The following is a 12,357-nucleotide window of genomic DNA, read 5'->3' as shown; positions in this document are numbered from 1 at the left end:
GGGTATCTGGGGAAATTGCCTGGTGCGGGTCCGCCCTGGCATGGCGAAAGATGCACTTCAGTTCATTTGATGGTTTTATACAGGTCACGCATTTCGACCGTCCAATACTTTCCCCATCCTCTTTGATACCTATAGAATATAAAGTGCGCATAATCCCCGACCCACATGGGCTTTTTGCGACGCAATATACTCAAACGTGCATCGAAAAATAGTTCATCTTTGAGATCACCATCATGGATCTGCGTCAGCTTCGCTACTTCGTCGCCGTGGCCCGCGAGCGCAATTTCACCCGCGCGGCCGAGCAGCTTCACATTGCTCAACCGCCGCTGAGCCGGCAGATTCAGTTGCTCGAAGAAGAGGTCGGCGTCCCCCTGCTGATTCGCAATACCCGCCCCGTGCGGATGACCGACGCGGGCCGTCTGTTTTACGAGCAGGCCATGCAGGTTCTTGCGCGAATAGATCAGATGAAAGCCGCCGCGAGGCGCGTGGGACTCCATCAGCGCAGCGTGTTGTCGATCGGATTCGTCGGTTCGGTTCTGTACGCGGGATTGCCGACGCTGATGCGCAAGCTGCGCGAGCATGCACCCGAACTGGACATTCAGATGGTCGAATTGATGTCGATGCAACAGATCGAGGCGCTGAAAGAAGGCCGTATCGACATCGGCTTCGGCCGCGTGCACCACGGCGATCCGAATATCGCCGCGATCGTCCTGCGCGAAGAGCGCCTTGCCGCGGTCGTGCCGGCCGGCTCGCCGATGGCGAGAGAATCGACGCCATTGCCCATCGAACAGCTGGCCGGACAAAAGTTGATTGTTTACCCCAAGGAGCCGCGCCCCAGCTTTGCCGATCAGGTCCTGAACGTCCTGTACGGCCACGGCGTGGAAGTGGGCGAGGTGCTGGAAGTGCGCGAGATCCAGACCGCACTGGGACTCGTCGCGGCCGAATTCGGCGTGTGCATCGTGCCCTCGTCGGCACGGCAATCGCGGCAGGACGTGCACTACCGGGTGCTGGACAGCGACCGCGCAACGTCGCCGGTCATTTTCAATCACCGTATCAACGACAATTCGATCTATATCGGCCTCGTCAAACGATTGATCGAAGAAATGTATGCGGAAAATCCATCGTGGCTGCACGCGCATAACCTGACAAGATTCGAGCCGCGCCAATAACCCGACGTCAGGAACGATGTTGCGCACAACGTCATTGCCTTACCCGGGCGCCTCGGCGAAGCGCAATCCGATGATGCCGATCAGCGCGAGGCCGAGAAAGAACAACCGCATCCAGCCCGTTCCTTCATGAAAGCAGACCATGCCGATCACCACGAGTCCGATCGTGCCTATGCCGGTCCAGATCGCATAAGCCGTGCCGATTGGCAAAGACGCAAGCGAGCGCGCCAATAGATAGATGCTGAGCAGTCCCGCGACTATCGCGAGAATACTCGGCACGGGCCGTGTCCAGCCGGCGTTCAGCTTGAGCGACACGCCCATCGCGATCTCCAGCATCGCGGCGAGAAACAGCGTTGCCCACGCCATACCGCTACTCCCGTGTCTCACCGGATTGCCCGTCGGCAGCCGGCGACAGCACCCTGTTCGCGGCGAGTCCTTCGATGACCGCCGGACGAGCCTCGATCACCGTCAGCCAACGCGCTACGTGCGGAAATGCCGACACGTCCAGCTCCAGTTCGCCGAAAGTGCGCAACCAGCTGAACGCGGCGATATCAGCAATCGTGTATTCGGGCAAGGCGAGGAATGCCGACTCGCCCAGGCGTCGATTCACGACGCCGTAAAGCCGCAACGCTTCCTTGCGATAGCGCGCGATCGCCTCATCGTTGGCAGTCTCGGCCCTATGCAGAAACCACCATAGCTGGCCGAGCATCGGACCGATGCTGCCGATCTGGAAATGCAGCCACTGCTGGACCGTGCTTTGCTCCCGTTGCCGGCCAGGCCATAGGCACCCGGTCTTCGACGAAAGATAGGTCAGGATCGCGCCGGACTCGAAGATCGTCAAGCCGGCTTCATGATCGACCACGGCGGGAATCTTCCCGTTCGGGTTGATCGCCAGATAGTCGGGACGGTGCTGATCGCCTCTCGACAGATCGAGATTCACCTGCCGGTAGGCGATGCCGGCTTCTTTCAGGAAGATGCTGATTTTCTGCCCGTTGGGCGTGTCCGCGGTGTAAAGCGTCATAGCGTCGGCGTTTGACATAGGGTTCCTTGCGGCCTCCATATTTTTGCAATTACAATAATTGCAATTGCAATCGTATGGCCGAAGATCGCTTTTGGCAAGCCGTCCAACAACCGTAGGTATCCGTATGACTTCAGCGCCACTGCGCCCTCCCGTTTTTTCAAACGCAACACGCGGTGCGGCACGTGCCTGTCTCGATGCGTTCGACGCCATGGAGCGCAGCGTCCCACACCATGCCACTTCTCCGCGACACGCCATCGACGCCATTGCGGATAGTCTCGGCGGCAACAGTTCGGTATCGCATCGAATCTCGATCGTCAGAGCGAACCGGCAGCGAGATTCGCATGGGGCACTCCCCAGTGCATGGCCACTCTGGTTTCAAAGCAGGCGTCATGCGTTCGAAAAACCGCTGCTGTATCTATTCGGCTCGGAAACGCTCGACCGGCTGCGGATGCTGTCGTTCGAATCGGCGGGACGGGGCATTCTGTGCAACGATGCCGAAACGCGGCCATCGATCTGGTGCAAGGGCGTGCAACCCGCACTGCCGCTCTGGCTCACCTCGCATCCGGACTGCACGCCGTACGACCCCGCTTCCGCCGATGAAGCACGCGCCATCCTGCGCTCGGCATTGCAAGCGCTTTACGTGGACCATCAAGCCGGCTTCTACTATCTGGCGACGCATGACGATACGTGCGCCGACACCGGCCCCTTGCATCGTGCCGATGCGCAAGGCGCAATCAAGGGGATGTATCGGCTCAGGTTCACGCCCGAGGTAAGCACAGTGAGCACGGCAAGCACGAATGGAAATAGAAAAACGCCGCCGCAAATCCGCCTATGCGGCGCGGGCAAGGCGCTACAGCGCGTGCTCCATGCGGCACGCCTGCTCTCGCAGGATTGGGGAATCGCGGCGGAAGTCTGGAGTTGTCCCAGCTATACGCGCCTTGCCCGCGAGGGACGCGCCGCCGCGCGATGGAACATGCTTCATCCGCAATCGCGGCCACGACGGCCTCATATCGCCCGATGCCTCGGCGACAGCACGGCGCCAGTGATCGCCGTCACCGGCTACGCACAGCATATTGCCGAGCAGATCGCTCCATTTGCACCCGGGCGATTCGTGGCGCTCGGCGCAACGCCGCAGCGCGGCACGGCCTACGCGGATTTCCCCGGTGCGCCATGGATCACCCTGATTGCCCTGAAAGCACTCGCCGACGAAGGCGCATTGTCCGCGCAAACGTTGGAAGCCGCGCTGCGCACTTATGTGCTGACCTAGCCGCGCCCTGCCCTTATTTGCCCTTATTTGCCCTTACCTGCCCGGCGCCGCTTCACGCGCAACCGCGCCGGCCTGATCGAGTGCGTTCGCGAACACGCGCTGTTCGTCTGCATCGAACTGGGCGAGAAACAACTCGGCCACCGCGGATTCGTAGACCTTCCACATTTTTTTGCGCAGCGCGCGCCCCTTGCTGGTAATCGACGCGTAGGCGGCCCGTCCGTCCTCGGCGGAACGGGCACGGGTAACGAGCCCTTCTTCCTCCAGGCGGTCAACCAGTCTCGTCAGGTTGTAGCGCTCGATCGCCAGCACGTCCGCCAGTTCGTGCATGCGCCGCGTGCCGCCAGGGCCGCTTTCCAGCCCCCACAGCAGGTCATACCACGCATAGGCGGGCAAGCCGCTCTCGGCCAGCCGCCGCTCGACCTCGCGAATCATCAAACGGTGCGCGCGGACGAATGAGAACCACAGGTCGGGCTCGTTTCTGGACATATCGGAAAACTCCATGAGGTAATTGCAGTTGCAATTCTACTCTACGGAGCTACAATGGCCGTCTTAACGATTGCAATTGCAATCGTAATGCGCTGTTTTTCGTGGACACCTTTTTTGCCGCGGTTCGTGCAAGCGATGCACCCGCCACTCATTCTGGAGATGTGCCAATGAATTCCGTCTTTGAATCCGTCGATGTCGATCCGCAGGAAACACGAGAATGGCTGGAAGCGATGGAAGCGGTCGTGGCCGTGGAAGGACGTCCACGCGCGCATTACCTGATCGATCGACTGGTCGACCGGGATGCCGCCCGACATGGCGATATGCATGGCCGCGTGACGAGCGCCTACGTCAACACGATCGGACTCGAACGGCAACCCGCCTACCCCGGCGACCTGAGACTCGAACGCCGCCTGAATGCCTATATCCGCTGGAATGCGATGGTCATGGTTTTGCGCGCAGGCAAGCATTCGAATGTAGGCGGCCATATCGCGACGTACGCGTCCGCCGCGGTGCTCTACGACGTCGGGTTCGACCATTTCTTTCGCGGCCGCACCGGGAACTTCGCCGGAGACCTGGTCTATATTCAGGGGCATTCCGCACCGGGCATCTATGGCCGCGCCTACCTCGAAGGCCGCATAACGGAAGCGCAACTGGACAACTTCCGCCGCGAAGCGGGCCGCAATGGCCTCTCCTCTTATCCGCATCCACGCCTGATGCCGGATTTCTGGCAATTCCCCACGGTGTCCATGGGGCTCGGGCCTCTCACGGCGGCCTATCAGGCGCGCTTCATGCGCTACCTCGAATACCGTGGGCTCAAGGAACATCAGGGCCGTAAAGTGTGGGCCTTTCTCGGCGATGGCGAAATGGACCAGCCGGAATCGCTCGCGGCGATTTCGCTCGGCGGCCGCGAGCGGCTCGACAATCTGATCTTCGTGGTCAACTGCAACCTGCAACGGCTGGACGGCCCGGTACGCGGCAACAGCAAGGTCATTCAGGAACTGGAAGGCACCTTCCGCGCGGCCGGCTGGAACGTCATCAAGGTCATCTGGGGAAGCGGATGGGACGCGCTGCTGCAACGCGATCACACCGGCCTGCTGCGCCGGCGCATGATGGAATGCGTGGACGGCGACTATCAAACCTTCAAGTCGCAGAACGGCGCTTATGTGCGCGAGCATTTCTTCGGTAAGTATCCCGAACTGCTCGAACTGGTGGCCGATCTGTCCGACGACGAAATCTGGAAACTGGCGCGCGGCGGTCATGATCCGGAAAAGGTTCACGCGGCGTATGCGCAGGCCATGCGCACCGAGGACCGGCCAACCGTCGTTCTCGCCAAGACGGTCAAAGGTTTCGGCATGGGCGAAGCCGGCGAAGGCCAGAACATCAACCATCAATTGAAGAAAATGAGCGCCGATGCGGTACGCGCTTTTCGCGATCGCTTCGATCTGCCGGTCAGCGACGCACAGCTCGACGAGATGCCCTATCTGAAGCCCGAGCCGAATAGCGACGAAGCACGCTATTTCGCGGCGTGCCGCACGCGGCTCGGCGGTCACGTTCCGGCCCGCTTCGCCGATGTTCCGCCATTGCCGATTCCGCCGCTCGAGGCATTCGCCGCGCAGCTGAAGGACAGCGGCGAACGGGGTGCGTCCACCACGATGGTTTTCGTGCGCATTCTGAGTACGCTGCTGAAGGACCCGAACCTGGGCAAGCTGGTCGTGCCGATCGTGCCGGACGAATCGCGCACCTTCGGCATGGAAGGGCTATTCCGTCAGATCGGCATTCATTCGCCGGTCGGGCAACTCTATACGCCGCAGGACGCAGGCCAGCTGAGTTACTACAAGGAAGCGAAGGACGGCCAGATTCTGCAGGAAGGGATCAACGAATCCGGTGCGTTCGCGTCGTGGATCGCCGCCGGCACCGCCTATGCCAATCATGCGTTGCCGACGATCCCGTTCTATATTTTCTATTCGATGTTCGGCTTGCAGCGCATTGGCGATCTCGCCTGGGCGGCAGGCGACGCACGCACGCGCGGGTTCCTGCTCGGCGCGACTTCCGGGCGCACCACGCTGATGGGCGAAGGCCTGCAACACGACGACGGTCACAGTCACGTGCTGTCATCGGTCATTCCCAATTGCGTCTCGTACGATCCGACCTTTTCGTATGAACTGGCCGTCATCGTTCAGGACGGCTTGCGCCGGATGTACGCGCAACAGGAAGACGTGTACTACTACATCACGCTGCTCAACGAGAACTACCCTCACCCGGCGCTGCCGCCCGATGCCGAGGCCGGCATTCTCAAGGGGCTATACAGGCTGCCCGGTGTGGCACCGGACGAAGCTCGCGACGATGCGCAGCGTCCTCATGTACAACTGATGGGCAGCGGCGCCATTCTGCGCGAAGTGATCGCCGCGGGTGAATTGCTGAAGCAGGACTTCGCGGTTTCCAGCGACATCTGGAGTGCCACGAGCCTGACCGAACTGCGCCGCGACGGTCTCGCCGCCGAGCGCTGGAACATCCTGCATCCACAGGACGAGCCGCGCATTCCGTACGTTCAGCAATGCCTGCAGGGCCGGCCGGGTCCGGTCGTCGTGGCGACCGACTACATGAAGATCGTCGGCGACCAGATCCGCCCGTTCGTCGACGATCGCCGCTTCATCGCGCTCGGCACCGATGGATTCGGCCGCTCCGATACACGGGAGTCGCTACGCACGTTTTTCGAAGTGGACCGGCATTTCATCGTGCTCACAGCACTGAAAGCGCTCGCGGACGAAGGCACCATTGCGCGCCGGACAGTCAGCGAGGCGATTGCGCGCTACGGTATCGATATCGACAAGATGGACCCGGCCACGGTTTGAGTACCGGCGGCGGCATTCACCGGATACCTGACTAATCGCAATCCCATCTGGACCTGGCATCATGCGTCTATTGAATATCGTGTGTTCTCCTCGTGGCGACGCGTCAGCCTCGATCACCATCGCGAATGCGTTTCTCGACGCGTATCGCCAGCATTGCACGTCGATCGAGGTCGACACGTTGAACGTCTGGGAAGAAGACCTGCCCGACTTCGACAGCGAGGGCATTGGCGCGAAATATAAAGGGGTATCGAAAGAACCCTTGAACAGCGTCGAATCGTCGATCTGGAATCGCATACAGTCGCTCGTCAAGCGTTTCCAGGAAGCTGACCGGATCGTTCTCGGCGTGCCGATGTGGAATTTCGGCTACCCGTACAAGCTGAAACAACTGATCGATCTCGTCAGCCAGCGCAATATGCTGTTCACCTTCAATGGGAGCGCATACGGTCCGATGCTGAAGATTCCGCGCGCCCTCGTCATTCATGTGCGTGGACAGAGCCGCGAGGCAAGTGCCGGCAGCGGCCATCCCGGGTTTGAACATCAGGCCGACTATCTCGACTTCTGGCTCAAGTTCATTGGCGTGGCCGACGTTAAAAGCCTCATGGTGGAGCACACCTGGCATGCCGACCCTCGGCAGGCGATCGAGCAGGGAAAAGCCCGGGCGCTCGCCATGGCGGCGGATTTCTAGGTATCTCCAGGCATAAGCGGACGCTCAACTCCACCCTTCGAGCCGCAACGTCGCCCGCACCAGCCTCTGTTCTTCCTGCTCGATTTCACGCAGGCTCGCACAGACCCTGTCGATATGATCGGCGGCAGCCTTGCGCGCCTGCTCGGGCAGCTTGCCGACCACCGCGTTGTAAAGCCGCGCATGCTGACGATCGATCACCCGTTTGTGCTGTTCGCGGTGGTAAAGGTTGTTGACCGACGCGAACACGGAACTGAGCAGCAGATCGGTCAATGATTGCAGGGTGTGGACCAGCACCGGATTGTGCGAAGCCTCGCAAATCGCCAGATGAAACGCGTGATCGAGGCGCGCGTGGACCGACGGATCGGCCTCGGTCTCCTGCGCCTCGATCATCTCCTGATAGCGCCGCGTAATCAGCACATGGTCAGCCGGCGTGCCGCGCAGTGCCGCCAGCCGCGCCGATTCCGCTTCCAGCATGCCGCGCACCTCGAACAGGTCGTAGAGCGTGCGCGGCTGCGAGCCGAGCAGGTGCATGAGCGGCGAGGTCTCCGTGTGCCCGGTCAGACTGGCGACATACGACCCGCGCCCATGCGAGGTCTCGATGATGCCGCGCGCGCGCAGCAGCTTGAGCCCTTCGCGCAGCGCCGTGCGCGACACGCCGAGCTTCTCGACAAGCCGCCGCTCCGAGGGCAGCGACTGCCCCGCTTTGAGCACGCCGTCGACGATCAGCCGTTCGATGCGTTCCGCCACGACGTCCGCGACCTGGCGGGCGGGGGCGACATCGGCGTTCTCGCGGGTATTCGTATCGTGCATTTTCAAGTGGTACGACCAGTTAAGGCAAGGGCATGAATCAAATCGTCATCCAGCAGGATATCGCACGATATTAAGGCTAGGCCAGAAATTGCTCCATGAAGCCCGATAAAAAACTGGTACGACCACTCGACCAGCTTATCGACAGACGCCGGCGGCGCGGCAACAATTCCGCCTGCAACGCCTGCCGGCCGGTCGTCCCGATCCGTCGCGCGAGGGCGAGGAGACATTCATGAGCTATCGCTATGACGAAGCGATCGACGGCCCGCTCGTCACGCACGACCGTGCCGCCGTCGTCGCGGAACTGCGCGCGCGCGTGCCTGGCCTGACGATCCTGCACGAAGCCGAGGAGCTGCGTCCGTTCGAATGCGACGGGCTCTCGGCCTATCGCACGACCCCGCTACTCGTCGCGCTGCCCGAAACCGTCGAGCAGATCGAAACGCTGCTGCGCTATGCGCACGAGGCGCGCATTCCCGTGGTGGCGCGCGGCGCCGGCACCGGTCTGTCGGGCGGCGCGCTGCCGCTCGAAAAAGGCATTCTGCTCGTGATGGCGCGCATGAACCGCATCGTCGCGATCGATCCCGAGGCCGGCATCGCGCGCGTTCAGCCGGGCGTGCGCAATCTCGCGATCTCGCAGGCCGCCGCGCAGTACGGGCTCTACTATGCCCCCGATCCTTCGTCGCAGATCGCCTGCTCGATCGGCGGCAACGTCGCCGAGAACGCCGGCGGCGTGCACTGCCTCAAATACGGCCTGACGGTCCACAACATCCTCAAGCTCGAAGTCCTCACCATCGAGGGCGAACGCGTCACGCTCGGATCGGACGCGCTCGATTCGCCCGGCTTCGATCTGCTCGCGCTCTTCACCGGTTCGGAAGGCATGCTCGGCATCGTCGTCGAAGTCACGGTGAAGCTGCTCACCAAACCGCAGAGCGCCCGCGTGCTGCTCGCGAGCTTCGACGACGTCGAGCGGGCCGGCTCGGCGGTGGCCGAGATCATCGGCGCGGGGATCATTCCGGGCGGCCTGGAGATGATGGACAACCTTGCCATTCGCGCCGCCGAAGACTTTATCCACGCGGGCTATCCCGTGGATGCGGCAGCCATCCTGCTGTGCGAGGTGGACGGCGCCGAAAGCGACGTCCACGAGGATTGCGAGCGGGTGGAAGCGCTGCTGCGCGCCGCCGGCGCCACCGACGTGCGGCTCGCCCGCGACGAAGCCGAGCGCCAGAAATTCTGGGCTGGCCGCAAGAACGCGTTCCCGGCGGTCGGCCGCATCTCGCCCGACTACTACTGCATGGACGGCACGATCCCACGCCGCGAACTGCCGGGCGTGCTGGCCGGCATCGAGCGTCTGTCGCAGCAATACGGGCTGCGCGTCGCCAACGTTTTCCACGCGGGCGACGGCAATCTGCATCCGCTGATCCTGTTCGATGCGAACGCGGGCGAGACCGAGCGCGCCGAAGCGCTCGGCGGCGCGATCCTGGAGCTGTGCGTGAAGGTCGGCGGCAGCATCACAGGGGAACATGGCGTGGGCCGCGAGAAGATCAATCAGATGTGCGCGCAGTTCAATGCCGATGAATTGACCTTGTTTCATGCCCTGAAAGCCGCGTTCGATCCGCAAGGTCTGCTCAATCCCGGCAAGAACATTCCGACCCTGCACCGCTGCGCCGAATTCGGCGCGATGCACGTTCACCACGGCGCCCTGCCGTTTCCTGAACTGGAGCGATTCTGATGCGAGACGATCCGATCCCGCTGGACGACAGCCAGCGTCTCGTCGACGAGGTCGCTCGCGCCATCTCGACGCAGACGCCGCTGAGCGTGCGCGGCGGCAACACCAAGGCGTTTCTCGGCCGCGGCGTGCCTGATGGTGCACCCGACGGCGCACCCAACGGCGCGCGCGAACTCGACACGCGCAGCCACAGCGGCATCGTCCGCTACGAGCCGACCGAACTCGTTATCACGGCGCGTTGCGGCACCTCCGTCGCGGCGCTCTCGGCCGCACTCGATGCCGCCGGTCAGATGCTGCCCTGCGAGCCGCCCGAATTCGACGGCCGCGCGACGCTCGGCGGCGCGGTCGCGAGCGGGCTGTCGGGACCGCGCCGGCCGTGGGCAGGCTCCGTGCGCGACTTCGTGCTCGGTTGCCGCCTGATCACCGGCGAGGCGAAGCATCTGCGCTTCGGCGGCGAAGTGATGAAGAACGTCGCCGGTTACGACATGGCGCGGCTCGCGGCCGGCAGCTACGGATGCCTCGGCGTGATGACCGAGGTGTCGCTAAAGGTACTGCCCAAACCGCGCGCGACGCGCAGCGTCGTCCTTGAGATGAGCGCCGACAAAGCCATGACGGCGCTGACGAACTGGCGCCGCGGCGCACTTCCCGTCACCGGCGCCTGTTACGAGGATGGCCTGTTGCACGTGCGGCTCGAAGGCGGCGAAGGCTCCGTGGAATCGGCCATCGGCCACATCGGCGGCGCGGACCTCGACATGGCGTTCTGGACCGACCTGCGCGAACATCGCCTGCCTTTCTTCGCCGATCCGCGTCCGCTCTGGCGTCTGTCGCTGCCGGTCGCCGCGCCGCTCATGGCACTGCCCGGTGACGTCATGCTCGACTGGGGCGGCGCGCAGCGCTGGCTCAAGAGCCATGCCGACGTTTCGTCGATACAGGCGATCGCCGCGGCCGCCGGCGGTCACGCGACTCGCTACAGCGCGGACGCAACGCCGGACCCGCGCGGCGCGGCAAGCCCGTTCATGCCGCTCTCCGCACCGCTGCTGCGCCTGCATCGCGCGCTGAAGGCCCGGCTCGATCCGCATGGCCTGTTCAACCCCGGCCGCCTGTACGCCGACTTCTGACGCGAGACACCATGCAAACCAACCTCAGCGAACAGGCCCGAACTCTCGCGCGCGCCGACGAAGCGGAATCGATCCTGCGCAGTTGCGTCCATTGCGGCTTCTGCAACGCGACCTGCCCGACCTATCAGGTGCTCGGCAACGAGCTCGACGGCCCGCGCGGCCGCATCTATCTGATCAAGCAACTGCTCGAAGGCGAGGACGTCGGCGCGAAAACCCAGCAGCATCTCGACCGCTGCCTGAGCTGCCGCAATTGCGAAACGACCTGCCCTTCCGGCGTCACCTATCACGCGCTGCTCGACATCGGCCGCGCCGAACTCGAGCGGCGGGTCGCGCGGCCGACCGGCGAGCGCATGCTGCGCGAAGGGCTGCGACAGGTTATCCCGCGCCCGATGGTGTTCAAGACGCTGCTGACAGCGGGCCGTCTCGCGCGGCCCTTCCTGCCCACATCGCTGCGGCAGAAAATCCCCGTCGACAAGGTCGCGGCCAAGCCGCGCCCGCCGGCAAGACACAGCCGTCGCATGCTGATACTCGAAGGCTGCGTGCAGCCCGCCTTGTCGCCGAACACGAACGCCGCGACGGCACGCGTGCTCGACCGGCTCGGCATCAGCGTGATCGCGGCGCCACAGGCCGGCTGTTGCGGCGCGACCGACTACCACCTGAACGCGCAGGATGCGGGCCTCGCACGCGCACGCCGCAATATCGACGCATGGTGGCCGGCCATCGAGGCGGGCGCCGAAGCGATCGTGCTGACCGCGAGCGGCTGCGGTGCATTCGTCAAGGAGTACGGACATTTACTGCGCGACGATCCGCGCTACGCGACCAAGGCCGCGCGGACGAGCGAGCTGGCCCGCGATCTCGTCGAAGTGCTCGGCGGCGAACCGCTCGACGCATTGCAGACAGGCGAGCGCAAGCGCATCGCCTTTCATTGCCCGTGTACGCTGCAGCATGCGCAGAAGCTCGGCGGTGCGGTCGAGGCGATCCTGACGCGGCTCGGCTACGACCTGACCGACGTTCCCGACGCGCATCTATGCTGCGGCTCGGCGGGCACCTATTCGATCACGCAGCCGGAACTGGCGGCAACGCTGCGCGAGCGCAAGCTCGACGCGCTCGAAAGCGGTCAGCCCGACCTCATTGCGACGGCCAACATCGGCTGTCAGACTCACCTCGCCGGTGCCAATCGCACGCGCGTGCAGCACTGGATCGAACTTATCGAAGACGCGCTTCAATAA

11 protein-coding genes are annotated in these 12,357 nt (G+C 63.3%); 7 read left to right on the top strand and 4 right to left on the bottom strand.

The genetic code is table 11. From position 1 onward, the window contains the following. Positions 1–233: 233 nt before the first annotated feature. Positions 234–1,169 (top strand): LysR family transcriptional regulator, encoded by a 936-nt coding sequence (locus GXB81_RS07050; protein WP_167284279.1) that lies wholly within the window; start codon positions 234–236, stop codon positions 1,167–1,169. Between the two features lie 39 nt (positions 1,170–1,208). On the opposite strand, the gene GXB81_RS07045 is transcribed toward GXB81_RS07050, so the two are convergent. Together GXB81_RS07045 and GXB81_RS07040 are read right to left on the bottom strand one after the other, a co-directional pair. After that, positions 1,209–1,532, bottom strand: coding sequence for a multidrug efflux SMR transporter (locus GXB81_RS07045; protein ID WP_167040066.1), 324 nt, complete (start codon positions 1,530–1,532; stop codon positions 1,209–1,211). Between the two features lie 4 nt (positions 1,533–1,536). Next, positions 1,537–2,205 carry a glutathione S-transferase N-terminal domain-containing protein gene (locus GXB81_RS07040; RefSeq protein WP_205988728.1) on the bottom strand — a complete coding sequence of 223 codons (669 nt, stop codon included), beginning with the start codon at positions 2,203–2,205 and terminating at the stop codon, positions 1,537–1,539. A 430-nt stretch (positions 2,206–2,635) separates the two neighbouring features. Between GXB81_RS07040 and GXB81_RS07035 the strand changes: the two genes are divergently transcribed. Continuing rightward, positions 2,636–3,454 (top strand): hypothetical protein, encoded by an 819-nt coding sequence (locus GXB81_RS07035; protein ID WP_241016268.1) that lies wholly within the window; start codon positions 2,636–2,638, stop codon positions 3,452–3,454. Positions 3,455–3,487: 33 nt separating this feature from the next. Here GXB81_RS07035 and GXB81_RS07030 read toward each other — a convergent pair whose 3' ends face one another. After that, positions 3,488–3,940 carry a MarR family transcriptional regulator gene (locus tag GXB81_RS07030; protein ID WP_205988726.1) on the bottom strand — a complete coding sequence of 151 codons (453 nt, stop codon included), beginning with the start codon at positions 3,938–3,940 and terminating at the stop codon, positions 3,488–3,490. Between the two features lie 167 nt (positions 3,941–4,107). On the opposite strand from GXB81_RS07030, the gene aceE reads away from it, so the two are divergent. Together aceE and GXB81_RS07020 are read left to right on the top strand one after the other, a co-directional pair. Beyond that, positions 4,108–6,792: a pyruvate dehydrogenase (acetyl-transferring), homodimeric type gene (aceE, locus tag GXB81_RS07025; RefSeq protein WP_205988725.1), complete on the top strand. Its 2,685-nt coding sequence runs from the start codon at positions 4,108–4,110 to the stop codon at positions 6,790–6,792. A gap of 61 nt (positions 6,793–6,853) precedes the next feature. Next, complete coding sequence (locus GXB81_RS07020) at positions 6,854–7,477, top strand: NAD(P)H-dependent oxidoreductase (protein WP_167040075.1); 624 nt, start codon at positions 6,854–6,856, stop codon at positions 7,475–7,477. Positions 7,478–7,501: 24 nt separating this feature from the next. Here the strand turns inward: GXB81_RS07020 and glcC are convergent, their stop codons facing one another. Beyond that, positions 7,502–8,287 carry a transcriptional regulator GlcC gene (gene glcC / locus GXB81_RS07015; protein ID WP_167040077.1) on the bottom strand — a complete coding sequence of 262 codons (786 nt, stop codon included), beginning with the start codon at positions 8,285–8,287 and terminating at the stop codon, positions 7,502–7,504. A gap of 229 nt (positions 8,288–8,516) precedes the next feature. Here glcC and glcD point away from each other — a divergent pair, with 229 nt between their 5' ends. Genes glcD through glcF form a run of 3 tightly spaced genes read left to right on the top strand, consistent with a single transcriptional unit; the run spans position 8,517 to position 12,357 of the window. After that, positions 8,517–10,013, top strand: coding sequence for a glycolate oxidase subunit GlcD (glcD, locus tag GXB81_RS07010; RefSeq protein ID WP_205988724.1), 1,497 nt, complete (start codon positions 8,517–8,519; stop codon positions 10,011–10,013). Next, on the top strand, positions 10,013–11,128 hold the full coding sequence (gene glcE / locus GXB81_RS07005) for a glycolate oxidase subunit GlcE (RefSeq protein WP_205988723.1): 1,116 nt from the start codon (positions 10,013–10,015) through the stop codon (positions 11,126–11,128). The genes glcD and glcE overlap by 1 nt, the downstream gene beginning before the upstream one ends. Before the next feature lie 11 nt (positions 11,129–11,139). Next, positions 11,140–12,357, top strand: coding sequence for a glycolate oxidase subunit GlcF (gene glcF / locus GXB81_RS07000; protein ID WP_205988722.1), 1,218 nt, complete (start codon positions 11,140–11,142; stop codon positions 12,355–12,357).

Origin of the sequence: Paraburkholderia sp. Ac-20336 (assembly GCF_017105025.1) — a bacterium.
Classification (GTDB): Bacteria; Pseudomonadota; Gammaproteobacteria; order Burkholderiales; family Burkholderiaceae; genus Paraburkholderia.
Note: the sequence above shows the minus strand (reverse complement) of the source record. Positions and strands in the feature narration are given on the sequence as shown.

Excerpts from the sequence above, each read along its gene's own strand:
- GXB81_RS07050 (WP_167284279.1), top strand. The coding sequence starts at position 234 with ATGGATCTGCGTCAGCTTCGCTACTTCGTCGCCGTGGCCCGCGAGCGC.
- GXB81_RS07045 (WP_167040066.1), bottom strand. The coding sequence starts at position 1,532 with ATGGCGTGGGCAACGCTGTTTCTCGCCGCGATGCTGGAGATCGCGATG.
- GXB81_RS07040 (WP_205988728.1), bottom strand. The coding sequence starts at position 2,205 with ATGTCAAACGCCGACGCTATGACGCTTTACACCGCGGACACGCCCAAC.
- GXB81_RS07035 (WP_241016268.1), top strand. The coding sequence starts at position 2,636 with ATGCTGTCGTTCGAATCGGCGGGACGGGGCATTCTGTGCAACGATGCC.
- GXB81_RS07030 (WP_205988726.1), bottom strand. The coding sequence starts at position 3,940 with ATGTCCAGAAACGAGCCCGACCTGTGGTTCTCATTCGTCCGCGCGCAC.
- aceE (WP_205988725.1), top strand. The coding sequence starts at position 4,108 with ATGAATTCCGTCTTTGAATCCGTCGATGTCGATCCGCAGGAAACACGA.
- GXB81_RS07020 (WP_167040075.1), top strand. The coding sequence starts at position 6,854 with ATGCGTCTATTGAATATCGTGTGTTCTCCTCGTGGCGACGCGTCAGCC.
- glcC (WP_167040077.1), bottom strand. The coding sequence starts at position 8,287 with ATGCACGATACGAATACCCGCGAGAACGCCGATGTCGCCCCCGCCCGC.
- glcD (WP_205988724.1), top strand. The coding sequence starts at position 8,517 with ATGAGCTATCGCTATGACGAAGCGATCGACGGCCCGCTCGTCACGCAC.
- glcE (WP_205988723.1), top strand. The coding sequence starts at position 10,013 with ATGCGAGACGATCCGATCCCGCTGGACGACAGCCAGCGTCTCGTCGAC.
- glcF (WP_205988722.1), top strand. The coding sequence starts at position 11,140 with ATGCAAACCAACCTCAGCGAACAGGCCCGAACTCTCGCGCGCGCCGAC.